Source organism: Sphingopyxis sp. GW821-FHT12F08, assembly GCF_058806755.1.
This window is the reverse complement of the sequence record NZ_JBXAQA010000004.1, coordinates 429,232-451,371: the sequence shown is the minus strand read 5'-3', so window position 1 is coordinate 451,371 and position 22,140 is coordinate 429,232. Positions and strand designations below refer to the sequence as shown.

15 protein-coding genes and 1 pseudogene are annotated in these 22,140 nt (G+C 65.4%); 10 read left to right on the top strand and 6 right to left on the bottom strand.

The features are described 5' to 3' along the window. Window positions 1-118: 118 nt before the first annotated feature. Genes AC1RNQ_RS14100 through AC1RNQ_RS14090 form a run of 3 tightly spaced genes read left to right on the top strand, consistent with a single transcriptional unit; the run spans window position 119 to window position 4,066 of the window. Window positions 119-1,297 (top strand): aromatic ring-hydroxylating oxygenase subunit alpha, encoded by a 1,179-nt coding sequence (locus AC1RNQ_RS14100; RefSeq protein ID WP_493171886.1) that lies wholly within the window; start codon window positions 119-121, stop codon window positions 1,295-1,297. 38 nt (window positions 1,298-1,335) lie between these two features. Next, window positions 1,336-2,835, top strand: coding sequence for a class I adenylate-forming enzyme family protein (locus AC1RNQ_RS14095; protein WP_493171884.1), 1,500 nt, complete (start codon window positions 1,336-1,338; stop codon window positions 2,833-2,835). A gap of 10 nt (window positions 2,836-2,845) precedes the next feature. Further along, on the top strand, window positions 2,846-4,066 hold the full coding sequence (locus tag AC1RNQ_RS14090; RefSeq protein ID WP_493171882.1) for a cytochrome P450: 1,221 nt from the start codon (window positions 2,846-2,848) through the stop codon (window positions 4,064-4,066). 1 nt (window position 4,067) lies between these two features. Here the strand turns inward: AC1RNQ_RS14090 and AC1RNQ_RS14085 are convergent, their stop codons facing one another. After that, entirely contained in the window at window positions 4,068-4,709 is a 642-nt protein-coding gene (locus AC1RNQ_RS14085) for a TetR/AcrR family transcriptional regulator (RefSeq protein WP_493171880.1), read from the bottom strand. A gap of 144 nt (window positions 4,710-4,853) precedes the next feature. Between AC1RNQ_RS14085 and AC1RNQ_RS14080 the strand changes: the two genes are divergently transcribed. Then, a complete protein-coding gene (locus AC1RNQ_RS14080) occupies window positions 4,854-5,711 on the top strand; it encodes an alpha/beta fold hydrolase (protein WP_493171878.1) in 858 nt (285 codons plus the stop codon). A gap of 158 nt (window positions 5,712-5,869) precedes the next feature. Next, window positions 5,870-8,311: a TonB-dependent receptor gene (locus AC1RNQ_RS14075; RefSeq protein ID WP_493171876.1), complete on the top strand. Its 2,442-nt coding sequence runs from the start codon at window positions 5,870-5,872 to the stop codon at window positions 8,309-8,311. Between the two features lie 65 nt (window positions 8,312-8,376). Here the strand turns inward: AC1RNQ_RS14075 and AC1RNQ_RS14070 are convergent, their stop codons facing one another. The 3 genes from AC1RNQ_RS14070 to AC1RNQ_RS14060 are packed head-to-tail and all read right to left on the bottom strand — an operon-like array spanning window position 8,377 to window position 14,109. Then, on the bottom strand, window positions 8,377-9,675 hold the full coding sequence (locus AC1RNQ_RS14070; protein WP_493171874.1) for an MFS transporter: 1,299 nt from the start codon (window positions 9,673-9,675) through the stop codon (window positions 8,377-8,379). After that, the gene (locus AC1RNQ_RS14065) at window positions 9,672-11,780 is read right to left on the bottom strand and encodes a molybdopterin-containing oxidoreductase family protein (RefSeq protein ID WP_493171872.1); all 2,109 of its coding nucleotides are present in this window, start codon (window positions 11,778-11,780) and stop codon (window positions 9,672-9,674) included. Before AC1RNQ_RS14065 ends, AC1RNQ_RS14070 begins: the two co-directional genes overlap by 4 nt. A gap of 19 nt (window positions 11,781-11,799) precedes the next feature. Next, complete coding sequence (locus AC1RNQ_RS14060) at window positions 11,800-14,109, bottom strand: arylsulfatase (RefSeq protein ID WP_493171870.1); 2,310 nt, start codon at window positions 14,107-14,109, stop codon at window positions 11,800-11,802. 105 nt (window positions 14,110-14,214) lie between these two features. Here AC1RNQ_RS14060 and AC1RNQ_RS14055 point away from each other — a divergent pair, with 105 nt between their 5' ends. Both AC1RNQ_RS14055 and AC1RNQ_RS14050 read left to right on the top strand, forming a co-directional pair. After that, window positions 14,215-15,363, top strand: a complete 1,149-nt coding sequence (locus AC1RNQ_RS14055; RefSeq protein ID WP_493171868.1) for an aromatic ring-hydroxylating oxygenase subunit alpha — start codon at window positions 14,215-14,217, stop codon at window positions 15,361-15,363. A 79-nt stretch (window positions 15,364-15,442) separates the two neighbouring features. Beyond that, a complete protein-coding gene (locus AC1RNQ_RS14050; protein ID WP_493171866.1) occupies window positions 15,443-16,978 on the top strand; it encodes a class I adenylate-forming enzyme family protein in 1,536 nt (511 codons plus the stop codon). Between the two features lie 111 nt (window positions 16,979-17,089). On the opposite strand, the gene AC1RNQ_RS14045 is transcribed toward AC1RNQ_RS14050, so the two are convergent. Continuing rightward, a complete protein-coding gene (locus AC1RNQ_RS14045) occupies window positions 17,090-17,281 on the bottom strand; it encodes a hypothetical protein (RefSeq protein WP_493171864.1) in 192 nt (63 codons plus the stop codon). A 194-nt stretch (window positions 17,282-17,475) separates the two neighbouring features. On the opposite strand from AC1RNQ_RS14045, the pseudogene AC1RNQ_RS14040 reads away from it, so the two are divergent. Further along, window positions 17,476-17,631, top strand: a pseudogene (locus AC1RNQ_RS14040) (TetR/AcrR family transcriptional regulator); the annotation flags it as partial. Between the two features lie 319 nt (window positions 17,632-17,950). Here AC1RNQ_RS14040 and AC1RNQ_RS14035 read toward each other — a convergent pair. Further along, window positions 17,951-18,052: a hypothetical protein gene (locus AC1RNQ_RS14035; protein WP_493171914.1), complete on the bottom strand. Its 102-nt coding sequence runs from the start codon at window positions 18,050-18,052 to the stop codon at window positions 17,951-17,953. A gap of 358 nt (window positions 18,053-18,410) precedes the next feature. Here AC1RNQ_RS14035 and AC1RNQ_RS14030 point away from each other — a divergent pair, with 358 nt between their 5' ends. Both AC1RNQ_RS14030 and AC1RNQ_RS14025 read left to right on the top strand, forming a co-directional pair. Next, window positions 18,411-20,801 carry a TonB-dependent receptor gene (locus AC1RNQ_RS14030; protein WP_493171862.1) on the top strand — a complete coding sequence of 797 codons (2,391 nt, stop codon included), beginning with the start codon at window positions 18,411-18,413 and terminating at the stop codon, window positions 20,799-20,801. A 90-nt stretch (window positions 20,802-20,891) separates the two neighbouring features. Further along, on the top strand, window positions 20,892-22,079 hold the full coding sequence (locus tag AC1RNQ_RS14025) for a CaiB/BaiF CoA transferase family protein (RefSeq protein WP_493171860.1): 1,188 nt from the start codon (window positions 20,892-20,894) through the stop codon (window positions 22,077-22,079). Window positions 22,080-22,140: the final 61 nt, after the last annotated feature.

Genomic DNA, 22,140 nt, shown 5'->3' with positions numbered 1-22,140 from the left:
GGCCTTATCCCCTCGAATCCGGCCGTTTTGCGGCGCTTTCACTCTCGTCATAAAAAACTATTGTTATTAGGTAAAGGGTGGAATAGGCTGATGCCAACAAAAGGAGAGGATCTGCAATATGAGTGAAGTTGCAGAAGTTTTACGCCCCGCGCGCAAGCTGACGACGCTCGCCGACCTGACGCCGAGCCAGATCGGGGCGATCCGCAAGATCCCCGCCGAAAAGGACGCGGTGGTCATGCCGTTCGGCGCGACGCGCCCCAATGCGATCTTCACCGGGCAGGACCGTTTCGACCGCGAGCAGGAGAAAATCTTCCGCCGCTATCCGGTTCCGGTCACCTGCTCGGCGCTGCTCGAACCCGGCAGCATCGTCGCGAACGACAGCTATGGCTTCCCGATGCTCGTCTCGCGCACCCGCGACGGCAGCATCAAGGCGTTCGTCAACGCGTGCCAGCACAAAGGGTCGAAGATCATCGAGGATTGCGCGGTCCACAAGCAGGGCCGCATGACCTGTCCCTATCATGCCTGGACCTATGGCATCGACGGCAAGCTGATCGGCGTGTCGCGCAGCGAGGCTTTTCAGGGCCTCGACAAAAGCCAGCGCGGGCTCATCGAGCTTGAGGCGCGCGAATGGGGTGGCATCGTCTATGTCCAGCTCAACCGTGATATCCCCGCCGACTGGTCGCAGCTCTCGCAGCAGGTTGCCGACGATTTCGACGCGCTCGGCATTCCGACCGCGCACGTCTATGGCCGCAAGAGTTTCGACCTCCAGGCGAACTGGAAGGTCGTGCTCGAACCCTTCCTCGAAGGCTATCATGTCCAGCGGCTCCACGCCGCGTCGATCGGCGACCGCTTCCAGGACGCGCCCAACATCGTCGACATGTTCGGGCCGAACATCCGCCAGGTGTCGGGGCGCATCGGTTATGTCCCCGAAATGCTCGACGAAGACCCCGAGGCGAATGTCCACAAGCTGGTGACGCACGCCTATACGGCGTTCCCCAACTGCGTCGTGGTCACCAGCCAATATTATACCAGCGTCATGCTCCTGATGCCGCGCGGCCCCGATCGCACGACGGTCGAATATTTCATGCTGACCCCCGAGGTGGCGGCGACACCGAAGGCCGAGGAAGTGTTCGCGCGATCCTACGAACTGATCCTCGATGTGTTCGGCGGCGAGGATTTCCGCGCCGCCGAGATCAGCCAGCAAGGGCTGAACGCCGGCGTGCCCGAAGAGACGATCTATTGCGGGCTCGAGACCAATATCATCCGCTATTATGAGGCGATCGAAGCACTTCTGTGAAGTTTGAGCCGGCACAAGACTGGACGGAGAGGGACTGAATGGCGCAGACATTGCCGGGTGCGATGGATTGGTGGGCGCGGATGCGGCCCGGGCAGCCTGCAGTGGTGCTCGGCGGCGACCGGCTGAGCTATCGCGATTACAAAGACTGGTCCGACCGCGTCGCCGCGATGCTGGAGGCCGACGGGCTAGAGCCCGGCGACCGCGTCGCGATCTGTTCGACCAACAGCCTCGCTTATTGCGCGCTGATCATGGGGATCATCCGCGCGGGCGGGATCGTCAATCCGGTCAACTTCCGCTTCACCCCGCGCGAAATCCGCGAGCTATGCGAGACGAGCGAGCCGCGTTTCACCTTCGTCGCGCCGGAGTTTGCCGACAATATGATCGCGGCTGGGCTGGCTCCGCGTGCGATGGCCGAGGTGGCGGCGCTGCGCGAAGGCGCGCCCCCGACCGTTCGGTACGACCCCGAACCCGACGCGCCCGTCGTGATCATCGCCACCAGCGGATCGACCGCGAAGCCCAAAGGTGTCGTCTTCACCAACCGGTCGATGACCGCCTATGCCGCCAATTGGGCGACCGAGGAGACATCGTCGTCGCCGGGGTCGCGGATCATCAGCCTCGCGCCGCTCAACACCTCGGCGGGCTTTGTCCAGCTCATCCATTATACGGTGCAGGGCTGCACCATCTTCATGGAACCGGTGTTCGCGCCCGACGCGATCCTGCAATTGCTGCAGGACGAGAAGATCACTTGTTTCGGTGCCGTCCCGACCTTCTTCGAGGCGATCGCGCGCTGCCCCGGCTTCGCCGACGCCGACCTGTCGTCGATCCGCCTCGCGACCGCGGGCGGCGCGCGGGTCAGCCGGCAATTGCTCGACGCCTGGAAGGCGAAGGGCATCGTCATCCGGCAGATTTACGGCCAGACCGAGATCGGCGGCAATGCGACGATGATGCCCGAGCATCTGGCGATGGACGAGCCCGAGAAATGCGGCTGGGGGTGCATCTTCATGGACCTGCGCGTGGTGCGCGCCGACGGCAGCGATTGCGAGCCCGGCGAGCCCGGCGAGATATTGATGCGCTCGCCCGGGATGATGCAGGGCTATTGGCGCAACCCCGAGGAGACAGCCAAGGTCATCAGGGACGGCTGGCTCTGGTCGGGCGACATCGGAACGCTCGACGAACGCGGCCTTTTGACCTTCGTCGACCGGATGAAGGATCTGATCATCTCGGGCGGGCTCAACATCTCGGCGGCCGAGGTCGAGCGCGTCGTGTGCGAATTCCCCGGGGTCGTCGAGGCGCTGGCGATCGCCGCGCCCGATCCCAAGTTCGGCGAGACGCCGTTCGTCGTCTATCATGGCGCCGCCGAGGTCGATGTCGCGGCGCTGATCGACCACTGCAACACGAACCTCTCGAACTACAAGGTGCCGCGCTACGTCGCCTTCTCGGCCGATCCGCTGCCGCGGCTCGCGACCGGAAAATTGTCGAAGCCCGCGGTGCGCGAGCGTTACGCCGGCGCGCACGAGACGATGGAACGCGTGCGATGAGGAGCATGTGATGACCGCCCTACAACTGGCCGCCGCGCCCGTCCCGCCGCATGTGCCGCCGCACCTCGTCTTCGACTTCGACATCTATGCCGACCCGCGCATCGGCGAGGATGTCCAGGGCACCTACGCCGCCGCGCTCGAGGACGCGCCGGGCATTTTCTGGACGCGGCTCAACGGCGGGCACTGGATCGTCAAGAGCTTCGACGCGATCAGCCAGATCGTGCTCGATCCCGAACATTTTTCGGTGCGCGAGATGCAGATTCCGCGCGTCGAGAATCCGCCCTTCTTCATTCCGCTGAGCCTCGATCCGCCCGAGAATCTGCCCTATCGCCGCGCGATGATGCCGATGTTCGGGCCGAGCGCGATCAAGGCGCTCGAACCGCGGATTCGTGAATGGGCGGCCGAATTCGTCGAGGCGGTCGCGGGCAGGGGCGCGTGCGATTTCCAGGCCGATGTGTCGAAGATATTCCCGGTCAGCGTCTTCATGGAACTGATGGGCATGGACCTCGCGCGGCTGCAGGACTTTCGCCATCTCGCCGAGGATTTCTTCTCGGCACAGAATGACGAAGCGGAGTTGGGCCGGCTGAGCGCGCTGATCCTCGGCGAACTCAAGGCGCTGATCGACGAAAAGAAAGCGGCGCCCGACGACAAGCTGATGTCGCACTTCATCCAGGTCGACATCGACGGCCGGACGATGAGCGACGACGAGATTCTCGCGATGAGCTTCGTGCTGTTCCTCGGTGGCATGGACACGGTCACCAACGTGACGGGTTTTGCCTTCCAGCAGCTCGCGCAGATGCCCGAGGTGCAGGCGCGGCTCGCTGCCGACCCGTCGCTGATCCCCGCCTTCGCCGACGAGGCCGTGCGGCTGTATGGCGTCGTCAATACGCCGCGGCTGGTCGTGCAGGACCAGGCGATCGGCGAAGCGCAGTTCCGCGAAGGCGAGATGGTGCTCAACATCCTGTGCCTCGGCAGCCGCGACCCTGCGAAGTTCGAGCATCCGAACGTCTTCGATCTCGACCGCAGGAAGACCGCGCATCTGACCTTTTCGTCGGGGCCGCATCTGTGCGTCGGCCATGTCCTCGGCCGCGCCGAGCTGCGCATCCTCACCGAAGAATGGGTGAAGCGCATCCCCGCCTTCCGCGCGACTCCGGGCGAACGGCATGCGTTCCGCATCGGCACGGTGATGGCGCTCGAAGTGCTGCCGATCGAATGGGATGTTGCGGGCTGAACTACCCGGGCTGGTCGAGCGGCTGGCCGATGGTTTCGTTCGCCAGCCGCAGGCGCACGCCGGCGAGGAACATGCGCAGCGATTCGACGAACATCTCTTCCTCGGCAAAGGGATTGTCTTCGACCGCCTTGGCGAAGCTCGGATATTTGCCCGCATCGACGGGCGGCATCTGGGCGATGCCGCGGACCTGCGCCGATGCCTGGAACAGCGCGGTGCCGAAGGTGTATTTTTCGATCGCATCGATCACCGTCAGGTGGACCGAACTGGGGTAGGGGTCTTCGGCCGCGGCGCGCTCATAGGCGGCGAGGAGGAGGTGCCGCGGAAAATAGCGCAGGATCAGCGGCGCGGCATTGGGGTGCTGGAGCAACGTCCGGCGCGTCAGCACGCAGCGCGCGATGATCTGTTCCTCGAAGGTCTCGGTCGGATTGTCGACCGTCGGCATGCGCACCAGCATCATGCGCGCGACCTCCTGGAGCAGTTCCGACTTGTCCTTGAAATGATGGTAGAGCGAGGGCGGGCGCACGCCGAGCTTGCGCGCGACGAGGTTGAGGCTCAGTTCCTCGAGCCCGACCTCGTCGATCACCTCGAGCGCCGCCTCGGCCGCATTGGCGCGCGATATCAGCGGTTTGGATGGCCGTGCCAACGAAATTCCCCCTTGCCCAAATTGCTCATGGCAGCGCGGCGCCGCGCGTGCCAGTGCAAAATTCCCGCCACTTCGGGCGACCCGTTCAATCTATTGACGTTAGATATTCCTGGGGTCATTGTCGAGTATGAGGAGAGCCAGCCGATGAGAGATCGCGTGCAGAGCCATGTTTTTGTGTCGTCCGACGGCGTCGAACTGGTCGGCGATCGCGGCGGGGCGGCGGATGCGCCGTGCGTGATCCTGCTCCACGGCGGCGGGCAGACGCGGCACAGCTGGAGCCGCGCGGTCGACAGCCTGATCGATGCCGGGCTGCAGGTCATCAATTTCGACGCGCGCGGGCACGGCGACAGCGACTGGTCGCCGGCGGGCGCCTATGCGCTGAGCGATCGCGCCGCCGATCTGCGTGCGGTCGTGGCCGATTTGCGGGTGCCCTTCGTCCTCGTCGGCGCCTCGCTGGGCGGGGCGACCGCGATCCAGGCGGTGCACGAAGGGCTGCGGCCGGCGGGCGTCGTCCTCGTCGATATCGTGCCCGAGCCAGATCCGCGCGGGATCGAGCGCATCGTCGGCTTCATGCACGGGCATCGCGAGGGCTTTGCGAGCGTTGACGAGGCGGCGGCAGCGGTCGCGGCCTATAATCCGCAGCGCGCGCGGCCGACCGATACTGGCGGGCTGATGAAGAATTTGCGCCCGCGCGATGACGGGCGGCTCTATTGGCATTGGGACCCGCGCATCCTCGACACGGCGCCGACGACGCATCATATCGTCGTCGAGCGCGCAACCGAGACGCTGGGCGATCTGGTCGATATGCCTGTGCTGCTCGTCCGCGGGCTGTCGAGCGACGTGGTGAGCGAGGCGGGGATCGCGGCGTTCCGGCGGCAGGTGCCGCGGCTCGAAATCCTCGACGTGGCTGGCGCGGGGCATATGGTCGCGGGCGACCGCAATGATGCGTTCAACGACGGCGTGATCGCCTTTGCAAAGCGGTTGTTGATGCCGGTGTCGTGATCATTATTTCACTATAATACACAGATTTTAAACAAGATTATCCCGGGTTTGCGAAAACCTTATGGCGTTAAATTTGCGATTGACTTTAAATCTAATGACTGTAGGTTAAATCCCACAGGGCCGCGGCTGACGGCCCGATCTTTTGGGAGGAGACGGTCATGGATCGCAAAGTTTCGCGTCCTGCAATTCGCTACGCTTGCCTGGCATCGGTTATCGCGCTCGCGGCGGTGGCTGCCCCCGCTTACGCGCAGGACGCACCCGCCGCTCCGCCTCCCGCCGACGAGGCCGATAGCGGCAGCGACGCCGAAATCATCGTCACCGCGCGGCGCCGCGACGAGCGGCTGATCGACGCGCCGGTTGCGATCACCGCGCTCGGCGGCGCGGCGCTCGACAATTATGCGGTCACCGACTTCAACGATATCGCCCAGCTCGTCCCGACGATGGTCGCGGGCAAGGCGGCGTCGGGTTCGTCGGCGAGCATTTTCCTGCGCGGCGTCGGCTCGACCGCGCTCAGCGCCGGGTTCGACCAGTCGGTCTCTTTCGTCGTCGACGGCATGCCGATGAGCCGCGGCCGCGAAATCGGCCTCAGCCAATATGACGTCCAGCGCGTCGAGGTGCTCAAGGGTCCGCAGGCCTTGTTCTTCGGCAAGAACGCCACCGCGGGCCTGATCGCCGTCACCACGAACAATCCGCGCGATATATTCGAGGCAGGGTTCAAGGCCGGCTATGGCTTCGAGGCGAAGGAGAAATACGGCGAGGGCTATATTTCGGGGCCGCTCGCCGACGGCCTGCGCGCGCGGCTGGCGTTCCGCGTTTCGGACAGCGAGGGTGCCTTCACCAACACCGCGGCCGAAACCTACATCGATCCGTTCGGGCTGCAGCGGCACCGCAACAGCAAGAACCGCGGCTATGGCCGGACCTATAGCGGCCGCGCGACGATCGAATGGGACGCGACCGACAATCTGACCTTTCAGGTCAAGAGCGGCTATACCGACCAGAAGGACGGCGGCCCGACCGACATCATCGAACGCATCTGCGGCGGCGGGCGGACCACGCCCTTCGCGGCCAACGGCATCCCGCCGAGCCCCAATGCCGATTGCGTGATCAACGGCCGGTCGGACAGTTCGACGATCCCCGTCGAGGTGGCAAACCTCAATTATCGCTATGCCGGCGACGGGCGCATGTATTCGCGGCTGAAATCGGGTTTCGGCATATTGACCGCGACGCTGGAGAGCGACGTCTTCGACGTCACCTCGATTACATCCTATTATCGCTTCAAGCAGAACGACCTCAACAATGTGTCGGGCGAGGCCTATCCGGCGACCTTCTCGCAGCTCGCCGACTATCGCCAGACGTCGGAGGAACTGCGCTTCCAGTCGAAGTGGGACGGCCCGGTCAATGTGCTGTTCGGGCTGTTCGCGTCGAGCAACAAGTTCATCTTCAACACCGACGCCTATATCTTCCCCTTGCCCGCCGTCGCGGCGGGCACGACCTATGTGACCTTCAAGCGCGACAACGGCTTCACGGGCAGTTCGATGTCGGCCTTCGGCGAAGTGACCGCGAACCTGTCCGACGCGATCGAACTCGCGGCGGGCGCGCGCTACAGCTATGAATCGCGCGACAGCTTCCAGCAGTCGCTCGCCGCCAATCCGGTCTTTGCCGGCGCCTTTCCCGGCGGGCTGCGACTCGACGACCGCTATCGCGAATCCGACGTCTCGCCGCAGGTCACGCTGCGCTACAAACCGTCGCGCGACCTGACCTTCTACGCCGCGTATAAGGAAGGCTTCAAATCGGGCGGGTTCAACATTTCGCAGACTTTGACTCCCGCGGCGACCGTGGCGGCGGGCCAGTTCGGCGCCGAGCGAGCCCGCGGCGGCGAAGTCGGCGCGCGTGCGATCCTGATGAACGGCGCGCTCTCGCTCAACGCGACGGCTTATTATTACGACTATCTCGACCTGCAGGTGCAGAATTTCGACCCGGTGACGATCGGGCAGGTGGTGGCGAACGCCGGTACGCTGCGCGTCAAGGGGATCGAGGGTGATTTCAACTGGCGCTCGGGTGGCTTCTCGCTGCGCGGGGCGGCGGCGTATAACAATGCGTCTTACAAGGATTATGTCGGCCAATGCTATGGCGGGCAGACGATTGCACAAGGATGTAACCTGCTGCAGCCTTCGCCGGCGGCCGCCTTCACCAGCCAGGATTATGACGGCCTGACGCCGCCCAAGGCGCCGCGCTTCGCCGGCCGTCTCGGCGCGAGCTATGCGATCGAGCTGTCGGATTCGGGCATGACGCTCGAAGCCAGCGGCGACATGAGCTACAGCTCGAAATATAATTTCTCCGATACGCTGCGCCCCGACGCGATCCAGCCGAGCTTCACCAAGTTCGACGCCTCGCTGCGGCTGAAGGGACCCGACGACCGCTGGACGCTGGCGCTGATCGGCCGCAACCTCAGCAACAAATATGTCGTCACCGGCGGCTCGGAAATCCCGTTCACCGGCGGCACCGGGACCGGCACGGCCGGGCCGGGTGTGCTCAGCGACCTGTCGGCCTTCGTCGACAATCCGCGCGAATTCTACATCGAAGCGTCGGTCAAATTCTGACCGGCCACTGACCGTCCAAATGGACCCGGTCTTGCGAGCGCAGGGCCGGGTTCATGTTGTCGGGGTCAGCGCCCCTCGTCGGTTGCCACGCGCCGGTGCGCGGTCATCGCGAGCAGGATCAGGCCGACGGTCAGCGGCAGCATGACGAGCGCGAGAAGCGAGAGACTCTGGCGCAGCGCGTCGGGGCCGGTGAAGGCCACATCCGACATCCACGCCGACAGCGCCGGGCCGCAGGTCAGCCCGACGAGATTGCCGACCAGCACATAGAGCGAGGTGATCTTGGCGCGCATGCGCGGCGGGGCGATGTGTTGAATGATCAAAACGGCGAGCCCGCCCGCGGCGCCATAGCCGAAGGTCGCGATGGCGATGATCGCGATGGCGCCGTCGATGTCGCGGGCCAGCAGGAAGGCGGCTACGGCGGCATGGCCGATGCCGAGACCGGCGGCGAGCGCGAGAACCGCCAGCTCGGCGCGGCCGCGCTTCAGCACCCAGGCGCTGATCGCCGGCCAGAAGAAGGCGGCGATGGCGGCCGCGACGACACCGACCAAGCCGAAGATCGCGCCTGCGTTGGCAACGCTTTGCCCATAGCTGCGCGTGAGCATCGTCGCGGTCCAGGCGATGAAGCTGTAGCTCGCGAGCGCCGATACGCCGAAGCTGAGATAGAAGGGCAGGTAGAAGCGCCAGTGGCGGCGGAGATAGGCGAAGGCGGCCGCGATGCTGGTCTGGCCGGACTGGCCCGCTTCCTCGATCCGCGCGGGTTCTGATACGGTCAGCAGCCAGAGCGGGCCGAGCAGCAGGCCGGGCACGCCGACGATGACGAGCGTCAGCCGCCAAGGGCTGAGCCCGAGGTCGGGCGAGAGGAAAGTCGCCAGTTCGAAGGCCCAGGCGCCAATCAGGAAGGCGCCCGACGCCATCAAGGTCGACACCGCCATGAACAGCCCGATCGGCAGTGCGCGCTTTTCGGGCGGAAAGAGGTCGGCGACGATCGATACGGTTGCGGGGACCAGCACCGCTTCGCCGATCGCGACCCCGGCCCGCGTCAGCAGCAATATCTCGAAACTGGGCGCGAAACCCGATGCGACGGTCGACAGGCTCCAGACGATGACACCGATGCCGACGATCCGCACGCGCGTGCCGCGGTCGATCAGATAGGCGACCGGCACGCCTGACAAGGCATAGAGCAGCCCGAAACCAAGGCCGATGAGCAGACCGATCGCGGTCGCGTCGATGCCCATATCCCGGATGATCGGGTCGGCGAGCAGCGCGATGATGTAACGGTCGAGATAGGAGAGCGCGGCGATCAGGCAGAGCAGCCCGGCGACGTACCAGGCGCGGCCCAGCGACGGCCATCCGGTCTCCGTCACGCCGCGCAAATTTCCACCGGAAAGCCTTCGAGCCAGCTCATGCCCGACACCTGTTCGGCCTGATCGGGGGTCGCGGGGGTGATTTCGTTGAGATTGCGGCCCGGCTGGGCGTTGGCGCCCTGCCAGCCGCCGCGATGGCCCCAGCCGTGCGGATAGGCGACGCAGCCCGGGCGCACCTCGTCGGTCACCTCGGCGACGACCTCGATCGTGCCCCATTGCGTGGATATCTTGACCGCCATGCCGTCGTCGATCCCGCGCGCGGCGGCGTCGGCGGGGTTGATCAGCAGCGCGGGCGAGTCCGAGCGTACCAGCTTGTCGACATTGTGCATCCAGCTGTTGATCGAGCGGAGCTTGCGCAGGTTGATCAGGCGCAACGCATTCGGGTCGGGATCGGGTTCGGCGCGGAGGCGCGTCACCTCTTCGCCGGCGATCTCGTCCCACAGATGGATCTTGCCGTCGGGATGGCCGATGCGCTTCTCGAACTCGAAGGCCCAGCGCCCGCGCTCGATCATCACCCCGTGCGGATTGTCCTTGAGTTTGGCGAGCGACAGTCCGTCCTGCCCCTCGATCCCGGCCTGGAGCGCGCCGTCGGCCATTTCGAACGGCGTCATGTTGCCGAAGGCGCCGTCGCGGCCCATGCGTGCGGCAAGGTCACGCAAAATCTCGTACTCGCCGCGCGCCTGCCCGGTCGGCGGGATCACCGCGGGCACATATTGGGCAAAGGGGCGGACCATATGGTTCATGAAGAACTGGTTGATGTCCTCGCGCTCCAGCGCGGTGGTCGCGGGCAGGATATAGTGCGCGTGGCGCGAGGTCTCGGTCATGTAGAGATCGACCGACACCATCAGGTCGAGCGCCTCGAAACCCTCGGGCAGGCGCGGGCCGCCGGGCATCGACAGCACCGGGTTGGCGCCGACGGTCAGCAGCGTCCTGATCTGGCCCTCGCCGGGCGTCGTCATTTCCTCGAGGAAGGTCAGGCTCGACTGGGTGCCCCAGACCGAGGCCTGGCCGCTGACGCGCGAGCTGTGGCGTTTGTGGCGCGCCTGGCCGGGGCCGGTCGCCTGCGCGTCGGTCGCGGTGCCGCCATGTCCCCAGCCGACCCCGCCGGGCTGGTGAAACTTGCCGCCGAGGACATTGAGAAGATGAAGGAAATAGTTAGTCAGCGTCGAATAGCTGGCGCGGCAGATGCCGATGCGGCCCATCGCCGCGGCGCGCGGCGCGGCGACGAAATCGCGGGCGAGGGTGCGGATCGCGTTGGCGTCGATGCCGCAGCGGGGCGCGGCGCGTTCGGGGGTGACCCAGTCGATCGCCGCCGCCAGCTCGGCAAAGCCGATGCAATGGCGCTCGACGAACGCCATGTCGGTCAGCCTTTCGGCGATGACGGTCTGCACCATCGCGCCGAGCAGCCAGACGTCGCCGGCGGGGATGATCGAGACATGTTCGAACTTGCGCGCGGTCTCGCTGCGGCGCGGGTCGACGACGATGACGCGGCCGCGTTCGGCGATCTCGACCAGATCCTCCTTGAAGCGCGGTGCGATGAGCAGCGACCCGTGGCTGACCAGCGGGTTCGACCCGAAGATCAGCAGATGCTCGCATTGCGCGAGGTCGGGAAAGACGAAGCCGTGGGTGCCGAAGATCAGCTCGGTGGCGAGAACCACGGACGTGATATCCTCCGACGAGGGGGTGAACAGCTTGGTGCAGTCCATCGCGCGGCTGAACAGATAATTGCCCGTCGAACTGGGCCAGCCCATGCTCGGCGGGTTGCCGGTATTCATCGCAAAGCTTTGGCTGCCATGCTGGTCGATCGAGGCTGACAGGCGTGCGGCGATATCATTCAACGCTTCGTCCCAGCCGACGGGCGCGAATTCGCCGGGGCCGCCGACGCGCTTGAGCGGGGTGGTGACGCGGTCGGGGTCGTAGGTGACCTCCGCCAGCGCGGGTCCCTTGACGCAGATATGGCCGCGCGAATGGGGATTGTCGCGGTCGGGGCGGACCTTGACGATCTTGCCGTCGGCGACCGTCGCGACCATGCCGCACAGCGCCTCGCAGACGCGGCAGTAAGTGATGTGGTCGCCATCGGCGCCGGGGATGGTGGTGAAAGCCATGGGCTACTTCCTTCCTATGTCACCGCGCGGGCGGCGTGATGCGGACATTCACGGAGCGGATGCGGCCATCGAGCGCGCCCGCGGTCCGGCCGTCGGCGAGCGGGCCCGATCCGCTGTCCTGACCAAGGTCGAAGGTCTCGGTCGGTGAGAAGGACAGGCGGGGCAGGGCGCCCTTGATCGTGCCACTCGCAATTTCACTGCCGTCGGCGAGGATGTGGACGACCGCCTCGCTCTCGCCGCGCCGTTCGAAGCGGAGCGAGATCGTCGCGGCACCGCTGCGCAGCGCGCGGTCGGCGGCGACTTCGGTCAGTTTCAGGTCGAGGCTGCGATAGGTGAAGACCGGGCGACCCTTGCGCAGATGCAGTGCGAAGCCGCCATGGCGGCCGCCGATCGCGGCGATGGTGCCGCTGGCATCGGCGTCGAGATCGACCTGCGCCTCGATCGTGAAACTGGTCGACGGGAGCGGCGGGGCGAGCGCCTCGGGGATGCGCGACGGGGCGCCGGCGTAGGTCCAGAGGTAATTCCGCCGCGCCATGTCGGCAGCCGCGGTCTTGCGGACGAAGCCCCAGGCGTCGCTGGTGTTGGTCAGCGGATAGACATTGTTCGCCTTGGCCTCGCGGTCGAACAACGCCTTCATCTCGGCGAGCTTGCGCGGGTTGGCGCCGGCGACGTTGCGCTGTTCGCCGGGGTCGGTGGCGAGGTTGTAGAGTTCCCAATTGCCGTCGCCGAACACCGGCCGGTTCATGAAATCCCACACGTCGAGCCGATGCGGGACGACGGCTTTCCAGCCGTTCGCATAGATGGCGCGGTTGCCGTACATCTCATAATATTGCGCCGGGTGCCGCGTCGGCGCGGCGGGGGCGGCGAAGCTGTATGTCATGCTGACGCCGTCGAACGCCATCTGGCGGTGGCCATTGACCATCGCGGCGGGGGCGATGCCGGCGGCGTCGAGGATCGTCGGGGTGATGTCGGTGACATGCTGATATTGCCCGCGCAGCTCCCCGCGCGCGGCGATGCCGCCGGGCCAGGACAGGATCAGCGGCACGCGCGTGCCGCCCTCATAGGCGGTCTGCTTGTAATAGCGGAAGGGCGTGTTGCCCGCGACCGCCCAGCCATTGGCATAATGCGGATAGGTCGAGGGACCGCCCCATTCATCATAGTGGCGCAGATTTTCCTCGATCGTCGCGAAATAGGCATTGGCGAAATAATGTTCGCTGAAAGTGCCCTGCGGCGCGCCCTCGGCGCTGGCGCCATTGTCGGCCGTGATCAGGATGACCGTGTTGTCCAGTTCGCCGCGGGCTTCGAGCGCATCGAGAATGCGCCCGAATTGCTCGTCGGCATGGCTGAGCTGCGCTGCGAAGGCCTCCATCTGGCGCGCGAACATGCGCTGCTCGTCGCGGCTGAGCTCGGCCCAAGGCTTGACCCCGGGGGGGAGCGGCGGGAGGATCATGTCGGCGGGGACGAGGCCGCGTTTCTTCTGGCGGTCGAGCACCTGCTGCGCGGCGACGTCCCAGCCAGCATCGAAGCGTCCCATATAATGGTCGAGCCAGCGCTGCGGCGCGTGGTGCGGGGCGTGGACCGCGCCGGTCGCCCAATATAGCAGGAAGGGCCGCCGCGGATCGGTCGCGTCGCGCGCGCCGATCCAGCCGATCGCCTTGTCGGCCATATCGGCGCTGAGGTGATAGTCGGGGCGTGGCGACAGCGCGACCGGGTCATGGTCGGACCAGAGCGTCGGGTCGAAATTGTCGGCGTCGAAGGCGAGGAAGCCATAATAGCGGTCGAAGCCCTGGCCGCTCGGCCAATAGGTGAAGGGGCCCGCGGCCGAGGCATCGGCCTGCGGCAAATGGTCCCATTTGCCGATCGCGTACGTGAGATAGCCCGATTGGCGCAGATTCTCGGCGACGGTGCCGGCATTGCGCGGAACGAGCGCGTCCTGCCCCGGGAAACCGACCGCGATCGCCGAATGGCCGCCGATGTGGACGCGGTGCGAATTGCGCCCGGTGAGCAAGGCGGCGCGGCTCGCCGAGCAGATCGGGGTGGTGTGGTAATTGGTGTAGCGGAGGCCCTGTTGCGCGATGCGGTCGATGTTCGGGGTTTCGATCAGCCCGCCATAACTGCCGAGCTGGCCGAAGCCCATGTCGTCGATCACCCAGACAAGGACATTGGGGGCGCCCGCGGGGGCGGCGGTGCGCTGGATTTTTTCCGGCGCCGAATCGGCGAAGGTCTTGCCGATTTTGGGCTGATCGCCGGGTGCCGCCGACGCTGGCACGGCGATCCCCGCCGCGCCGAGGCAGGCGGCCGCCGCACTGAAAATCCTGAACTTCCTCATTCCCGCACACCTCGTGTCGATCGATCGCCGGATGCTTGACGCCGCACTATAGATGAATTACATTCTTCGTAAAGTGTAAACATCGAGATTGGCGAGGGACGGGATATGAAAATCGAATTGGACACGATCTATCGCCGCATCGTCGATCATCTGGAAAATGGCACGACCGACATGGCGGCGGATTCGATCGCGGTCCCCGCCGCGCATTTTACCGATACCGACCATCTCGCTCGCGAGCTCGAGATATTCCGCCGCCAGCCGCTCGCCGCCGCGACGAGCATGGAGATCCCCGAGCCGGGCAGCTTCGTGACGCGCGACATATTGGGCGTGCCTTTGCTGATCGTCCGGCAGAAGGACGGCGGCGTCGGGGTGTTCCGCAACATGTGCCGCCACCGCGGCGGCAAGGTCGAGCAGGGCGAGAAGGGCAAGAAGCCCTTCTTCGTCTGCGCCTATCATGGCTGGAGCTTCAAGGGCGACGGGTCCTTGCGCGGCGTGCCGTTCGAAGAACAATATGGCACGCTCGACAAGGGGTGCCGCAATCTGTTTTCGGTCGCGGCCGAGGAGCGCCACGGCCTTATCTGGATCAAGCTGCCGCAAGCGCCGCAGGATATGGCCATCGCCGACTATCTGGGCGAGGCCGACGAGCGGCTCGCGGCCTATGACATCGACAGGCTCGTCGTCTTCATGGACCAGAAGATCGATCTCGCGATCAACTGGAAGCTGGTGATGGACGGGGCGATCGACGTGCTGCACCCGCAATTCCTGCACGCCGAGGGCGTGGGCAAGCTGATCCAGACCGGCGCCGCGGTGTGGCTCGACCTCGGGCGGCACGGGCAATCCTATTCGGCACGCAAGCGGCTGGCGCGCAAGCTCAAGGCCGGCGAGCCGATCGAGGGCGGCTGGCGCTACCTGACCGGCAACCTCATGATCTTCCCGAACATGAGCGTGATCCCGACCCCCGACCATATCGAGCATTGGACCGTGTGGCCGCACCTGACCGACCCCGGCAAATGCCATGTCCATATCCGCTTTCTCACCGATCCCGCCAAGCTGACCGACGAGGTCGCAGCGCGGATCAACCGGAGCTGGGAGATATTGCGGCAGGCGGCGACCGAGGAGGATTTCCCGATGGAGGAAATGATCCAGGCCAATGCCGCGGCGCTGCCGACGACCGATTTCCTCTATGGCGCGAACGAGGTGCCGACGCAGCATCTGCACCTGCAGATGGCGCGCGAGCTCGAAGCGCTGGCCTGACGCCGCCGGACGATCAACACTATCGCGCGAGCTCCGGACGAAGAGCCGGGGTCGCCGGACCCGCCTCGGGAGAGACTGCATGAATATCGCCGAACTCGTTCGCTATTGGGCGCGCTGGAGGCCGGGGCACACCGCGGTGATCACCGACGACGTCCGTACCAGCTGGGCCGAGTTCGACGCGCGCAGCGATGCGATCGCGCGGGGGCTGCGCGCTGCCGGGGTGGGCAAGGGCGACCGGGTCGGCATGCACCTCGACAACCGGATCGAGGCGCCGCTGCTGACGGTCGCGTGCCTGAAGCTCGGCGCGATGATCGTGCCCTTGAACTTCAAGCTGACCGCCAGCGAGATCCTGCCCTTGCTCGAGGATGCCGACTGCAAGCTCGTCGTCAGCCAAGCGAAGCATCTGGACCGGCTCGAACTCGCGGCGGCGGCGCTGCCTTTCGCGATCTACAGCCTCGACGGCAGCGATGTGCCGGGCTTTTCCTCGCTTCTGATCGACAGCGGACCGGTACCGGTCGAGGCCATCGGCCTGAGCGACGCTGGCTTCCTCTGCTACACCTCGGGCACCACGGGGCGGCAGAAGGGCGCGCTGCTGACCCACGGTAGCGCCATGTATCCGGGGCTTGCCAAGAATATCGCCGAGGGGCTGGCCTGGCGCGATTCGATCATGGTCGCGGTGCCCTTCGTCTTCACCGGCGCGATCGTCTCCTGCTTCATCCAGTTCGCGGTCAACGCCGGCGGCACGATGGTGCTCGAATCCGATTTCGACATCGACCGCTATCTCGACGTGATCGAGCGGCATCGCGTCAGCGCGGCGACGACGGTGCCGGTGGTATGGGAGCGGCTGATGCGCTCGCCGGGGTTCGAAAAGGCCGATCTGTCGAGCATGATCTCGGCCGCCGCGGGCGGCGCGCCGGTCAGCATCGACCTGATCGAGGCCTATCGCGCCAAGGGCATTTCGCTGATCCAGTCCTATGGCTTGACCGAAGCGTCGGGGCTGGCCGCGACGATGCACGGCGACGACGCGATAGCGCATATCGGCTGGGCCGGGCGCCCGATCGTGGGGAGCGAGATGAAGATCGGTGACGCCGACGGTATGGCTTTGGCCAATGGCGAGATCGGCGAGATCATGGTGCGCGGGCCGCATGTGATGCGCGAATATTGGCGCAATCCCGAGGCCACCGCCGCGACCTTCGCGGGCGACTGGCTGCGCACCGGCGACACCGGCATGATGAACGACGAAGGGTTTGTGAAGGTCGTCGACCGGTCGAAGGACATGATCATCTCGGGCGGCATCAACGTCTATCCGGCGGAGATCGAAAAGATATTGTCGGCGAACCCGCATATCGGCGAGCTGGCGGTGATCGGGGTGCCCGACCGCGACTGGGGCGAGGTGCCGATGATCGTCGCGAGCGGGGTCAAGGACGAGGCGGCCGCGCTGTCCGTGTTCGAAGCGGACGGATCGGCGCAGCTCGCGCCGTTCAAACGCCCGCGGCGCGTGGTGTTCATCGACGACCCGCTGCCGCGAACCTTGTCGGGCAAGATTTCCAAGCCGACGCTGCGCGGGTTGTTCCCGGCGGTGCCCGAGGGGGCGAGGGCGTTGTTCGGGAAATAGGGCTCGATAAACCAAGCCGTCGCCCCCGCGAAGGCGGGGGCCGCCATCGGTTTGCGCGGCGCCGCGGCTTTGGGCCGACTGCGGCCCCCGCCTCCGCGGGGGCGACGAAAATCAGGGCGCCATCGTCCCGGTACAACTCCAGCTGGGCGCATCGTTGATGTCACTCCCGGCCGCGCCGGGGAACTGCGCCACGCCGGGAAAGCACAGATGCGATCGCTGCGCGCCGTCGCCGATATCCTGCCGGCGACCATCGGCAACGCCCGATATCGCGGGCGTCTTTCCTCCACCCATCGTGATTTCCAACGGATCGAGAATCCGTCAAAGCATCAAATAACAAAAAATGGAAAATGTAAATATTGATGCTATGACGAGGATAGTCCGCGGAGTCGGCCGGCCGGTTTCGCCGGGTCGGGTGCCGCGCCAAGGTCCGGCGGAAAACCGGCGAGGGAAGGGTGGAAGAGGCATTGGACGGTCCGACACATCGCCAGGAAAAGGCCATGCCCGATATCGGGAAGACCGGCGTCAAGATCGTCGACGGCGCGCGGCGCTGCTTCGAACGTTACGGGATCGAGAAGACGACGATCGAGGATATCGCGCGGGCGGCCGGCGTCTCGCGTCCCACCGTGTATAAATTCTTCGGCGGCAAGATGGATATCGTCGACTATATCGGCTTCGCCGAACTCGACAAGATTCAGGAACTCGTCCGCGTCCGCGTCCAGCGCCAGCGGAACTTCGCCGACACGACCACAGAAGCGATCGTCGCCTCGGTGCAGGTCGCGAGCGGCAATCCCTATATCCGCCGCTTCGTCGAGGATCTGGAGGTGTCGGCGCAGAGCCAGCTGCCCACCAGCCCCTATCAGGAGCAGGCGCGGCATCGCTGGGAATCGGTGATGCGGCGCGCCCAGGCGAGCGGCGAACTCGCCGCCGACCTCGACCCTGCCGATGTCGTGAACTGGCTGTCGCGCAACCAGGTCATGCTGCTGCGCGTGCTCGACCAGTTCGGCGGCGACGAGGACAAGCTGCGCCATATCGTGCGCCGCTTCGTCGTCGAGCCCTTGCTTGCCAATCGATCAAGTCCGTCAAGCTAACCGATCCGATCGGTGCGGATATGATTCGCGACTTTCCGGGCGTCGATCGCGGGCGTCGGATACCGGTAAATTTCGGCAAGAAAGCGATAATCTGATTAATATTATCAAGCTTTTCCGCGCATTAAACTACATATCATAGATTGTGCGCTGCACCAAGGTTTTCGCGATCGGCGACAGAGTTGACATTTTATCGAATCTGTTGTCTGTAACTTCCGGGAGTGATGCACGGCAACAGGACCGGCCGACACGATCTGCCCTGATCGTTCGAGCAGCGCGCCTCCCGCAACGATGGACTGCGCGGTGCCGCCCCAACGAAGGGCGGGCACCGCATATGGGAGGATGCTATGCGCTTTTCTTACAAGCTCGCCACGTGCACACTGGCGATCGCGGTTTCGACCATCGCGCCGGCGGCGATGGCGCAGGATGCCGGCGACGCCGCCGACGACAGCTCGGACGCCAATGAAATCGTCGTGACCGCGCAGAAGCGCGACGAACGCCTGCAGGACGTGCCGATCGCCGTGACGGCCTTCACGCCCGACCAGCTCCAGCAAAGCGGCATTTCCGACGTCCTGGAACTGGCCGCGGTGACCCCGTCGCTGTTGATCACCGAAGGATCGAGCGCGGCGCAGCCCTATATTCGCGGCGTCGGCGGGCGGAACATCACCCCCGGCAACGAAGCCACGACCGCGGTCTACGTCGACGGCGTCTATCAGACCGACAAGACCGGCATATTGCTTCAGGGTTTCCCCGATGTGCAGTCGGTGCAGGTGCTGCGCGGCCCGCAGGGGACGTTGTTCGGTCGCAACGCGACGTCGGGCGCGATCCTCGTCACCACGAAAAAGCCCGACACCGAGTTCGGCGGCATGCTCGAAGGCACCTATGGCACCGACGAAGAAGGCGCGCGCGGCTTCCTGACGGGCGGCCTGTCGGAAACGCTGGCGGTCAGTGTCAGCGGTTTCTACCGCAACGAGCGTCCCTATGTGCGCAACCTCACCCAGGCGCTGAACGGCGCCGGCAAATATGTCGGCGGCGACAAGAGCTTCGGCTTTCGCGGGGCCTTGCTGTGGGAAGCGACGCCCGATTTCACCGCGACGCTGGCAGGCTATTACTCGAAGGGCGAGACCAATGCGGTGGTCGCCTTGCAGCCGATCCTGGGCGAGACCACGACCGTCGGTCAGGTCGCGTCGGGGATCGATATCTCGCGGCCCGAACGCTCCTATTATGGCGAGATCGATCCCGAGGTCCGCTTCCAGGGCTATGGCGCCTCGCTGACGCTCGACGCCGATGTCGGGCCGGTCAACATCAAGTCGATCACCGCCTATAGCCACAGCACCTCAGGGGTCGAATATGACCTTGACGGCTCGCCGGCATCGGTCTTCTGGTTCGATACCGCGCTCAAGGGACGGAGCTATCAGCAGGAAATCGACATCACCTCGATGAACGACGGTCCGTTCCAGTGGATCCTCGGCGGATTCTACCTCAACTATCGTGACGGCTATGCCCAGCTCGATCAATATGTCGGGCTGCCGGTCCCGGCGACCTTGCAGCCGCACACGGTCCCCGCCGCCTTGCTGGCCCGCTCGGCGGCCGGCGCCGGTCCGACGTCGGGTCTCGCCTATATCGATCAGAGCGCCTTTGTGACCGTCAAGTCGCTCGGCGTGTTCGGTGAAGCATCCTATGAATTCAGCGATGCCGCCAAGCTGACCGTTGGCCTGCGCTATACCGACGAAAAGCATGTGCTCGACAAGGACAATGCCGGCACCACTTACGTGCCCAACGGAACCGGCGGTGTCATCGCCATCCGGAGCAATTCCGCAGCGATCTGCGCGGCCAACCCGGCCTGCAAGGGCCTCAGCGCGCCCTTCTCCGAGCTGACCTATCGCGCGGTGTTCGACTATAAGTTCAGCGACGATGTCATGGGCTATCTGAGCTACAACCGCGGGTTCAAGAGCGGCGTTTACAACATCTCGTCGATCCCGAACGTCATTCCGACGCAGCCGGAGACGATCGACGCGTTCGAGGTCGGGTTGAAGACCAGCCTGTTCGACCGCAAGGTGACCTTCAACGCCGCGGCCTATTATTATAAATACGACAATCTGCAGGTGCCGGTCGTCAACCCGGTCACCAACACCCAGCAGTCGATCAACGCGGCCAAGGCGACGATCTCGGGCCTCGAAATCGAGGCCGCCTATCGGCCCAACGATCGTTTCTCGCTGTCGACGGGTTTCTCGACCTTCTTCAAGTCGGAATATGACGAGTTCCAGAATTGCGTCATCTACCGGCGGCGCGCCTCGGGGCTGGCGATCCCGCCCAATGCGGACTGTTCGGGTTTCGACCTGCCGGCAACGCCCGACATCACCGTCAGCGTCCAGGCCAATTACGACATTCCGCTGGCCAATGGCGGGAAGTTCGAACTCAGCGGGCTGTTCAGCTATGTCGACTCGTTCGATCACGCGACCTACGGCGCCTATCCGGCGGGCGGGACGGGCGCCGGCGCCTATCCGGCTGGCATAGGACGCGCCCCGGTCCAGAAGGCGACCGAGACGCTGAATCTGTCCGCGACCTTCCATGCGCCCGACGACGCCTTCTATGTGTCGGTGTGGGGCAAGGATCTGTTCAATCAGAACGACGTCTTCCGCAACGTGTCGACGACGTCCTTCGGCTATTATTCGGTGCTGTCGCGCGGGATCACCGGCGGCGTGACGATCGGGACGAAGTTCGGGTCGCAGCGTTAAAGGGGGCACGGCCGCCGGCACGGGCACTGCCGGCGGCCGCGTTTTTTCGGCGGGAGAGTGACGTGACGACCGTCGCGGCGATGGAGAAGCATGCCCATGCCCTATGATTTCCTGACCGACCTGCTGGTGCTCGAAGTGTCGCATTTCGGCCCCGACGCGCTCGGCGGCCGGCTCGCCGACATGGGCGCGCGGGTGATCAAGGTCGAGGGCCCCGACGGCGGCGATCCGCTGCGCCGCGCCGGCCCCTGGTCGGTGGGCGACGAAAACGGTTTCTCCTACATGCATCTGCGCTGGAACCGCGGCAAGGAAAGCGTGATCATCGACCTTGCGAGCGAGCAGGGCAGGGCGGACTTCCTGACTTTGGCGGCAAAGGCCGATGTCGTGATCGAGGGCATGCGTGCCGGCGTGATGGCGCGGCTGGGCCTCGGTTACGAGGTGCTGAAAGCGGTCAATCCGGCGCTCGTCTTCTGCTCGCTGTCGGGGCTGGGCGAGACCGGGCCTTATGCCAGGCTCGCTTCGCACGGGCCGTCGTTCGACGCCTATGGCGGGCTCGGGACGCCGGTGGGCGACAGCATCTCGCGCTATGACGGGCCGCAGGCGCCGTCGATCGGCATGTATGCCTATGGACTGGAGGCGGCTTTCGCGGTGGTCGCGGCGGTGCACCGCGCGCGGCGGACGGGCGAGGGCGCGGCGATCGAGGTCGCGGCGGCCGACTGTTCGGCGCACTGGCTGCCCGAGGCGCTCGATCCGCTGCTCAACCCCGACACGACCTTTGCGCGGCCGGGTTTCCTCGATGCGAGCGGCAAGATGCGCTTCTGGGCGCGGATGGAAAATTACCGCTGCGCCGATGGCAAGCTGATCTTCCTGATGACCTTCACGCCCAAGAGCTGGCAGGCGCTGCTGACGCTGGTCGGCCGTCCCGATCTCGACGCCATCTATACGCGCGCGCCGCAGACAGGGACGGAGGATGAAGAGGTCAATGCGGCGCTGGTCCCGATCTTCGCCTCGCGCCCGCGCGCCGACTGGCTCGCCGATTTCGCGCGCGACAATGTGGCGGCGATGCCGGTGAACAGCTTTGCCGACGTCATCGCCGACCCCCATTTCCGCGCGCGCGACAACACCTATCAGGCGACTTTGCCCGATGGGCGCAAACTGACGTTGACTTCGACCGCGATCCACGTCGCGGGGCAGCATTTCGGCATGCCGCTGGCTCCCGAAGCCGGCGAGGACGACGCCGCGATCCGCGCCGAATTCGGGCTCGGCGGGGGCGGGGAATAATGGTGGGTTTTGGGCGAGAGCGGACGTTGATCTCCCCTCCCTGCAAGGGAGGGGCCGGGGG

Coding starts and splice junctions, on each gene's coding strand:
- AC1RNQ_RS14100 (WP_493171886.1), top strand. CDS start 119: ATGAGTGAAGTTGCAGAAGTTTTACGCCCCGCGCGCAAGCTGACGACG.
- AC1RNQ_RS14095 (WP_493171884.1), top strand. CDS start 1,336: ATGGCGCAGACATTGCCGGGTGCGATGGATTGGTGGGCGCGGATGCGG.
- AC1RNQ_RS14090 (WP_493171882.1), top strand. CDS start 2,846: ATGACCGCCCTACAACTGGCCGCCGCGCCCGTCCCGCCGCATGTGCCG.
- AC1RNQ_RS14080 (WP_493171878.1), top strand. CDS start 4,854: ATGAGAGATCGCGTGCAGAGCCATGTTTTTGTGTCGTCCGACGGCGTC.
- AC1RNQ_RS14075 (WP_493171876.1), top strand. CDS start 5,870: ATGGATCGCAAAGTTTCGCGTCCTGCAATTCGCTACGCTTGCCTGGCA.
- AC1RNQ_RS14065 (WP_493171872.1), bottom strand. CDS start 11,780: ATGGCTTTCACCACCATCCCCGGCGCCGATGGCGACCACATCACTTAC.
- AC1RNQ_RS14060 (WP_493171870.1), bottom strand. CDS start 14,109: ATGAGGAAGTTCAGGATTTTCAGTGCGGCGGCCGCCTGCCTCGGCGCG.
- AC1RNQ_RS14055 (WP_493171868.1), top strand. CDS start 14,215: ATGAAAATCGAATTGGACACGATCTATCGCCGCATCGTCGATCATCTG.
- AC1RNQ_RS14050 (WP_493171866.1), top strand. CDS start 15,443: ATGAATATCGCCGAACTCGTTCGCTATTGGGCGCGCTGGAGGCCGGGG.
- AC1RNQ_RS14030 (WP_493171862.1), top strand. CDS start 18,411: ATGCGCTTTTCTTACAAGCTCGCCACGTGCACACTGGCGATCGCGGTT.
- AC1RNQ_RS14025 (WP_493171860.1), top strand. CDS start 20,892: ATGCCCATGCCCTATGATTTCCTGACCGACCTGCTGGTGCTCGAAGTG.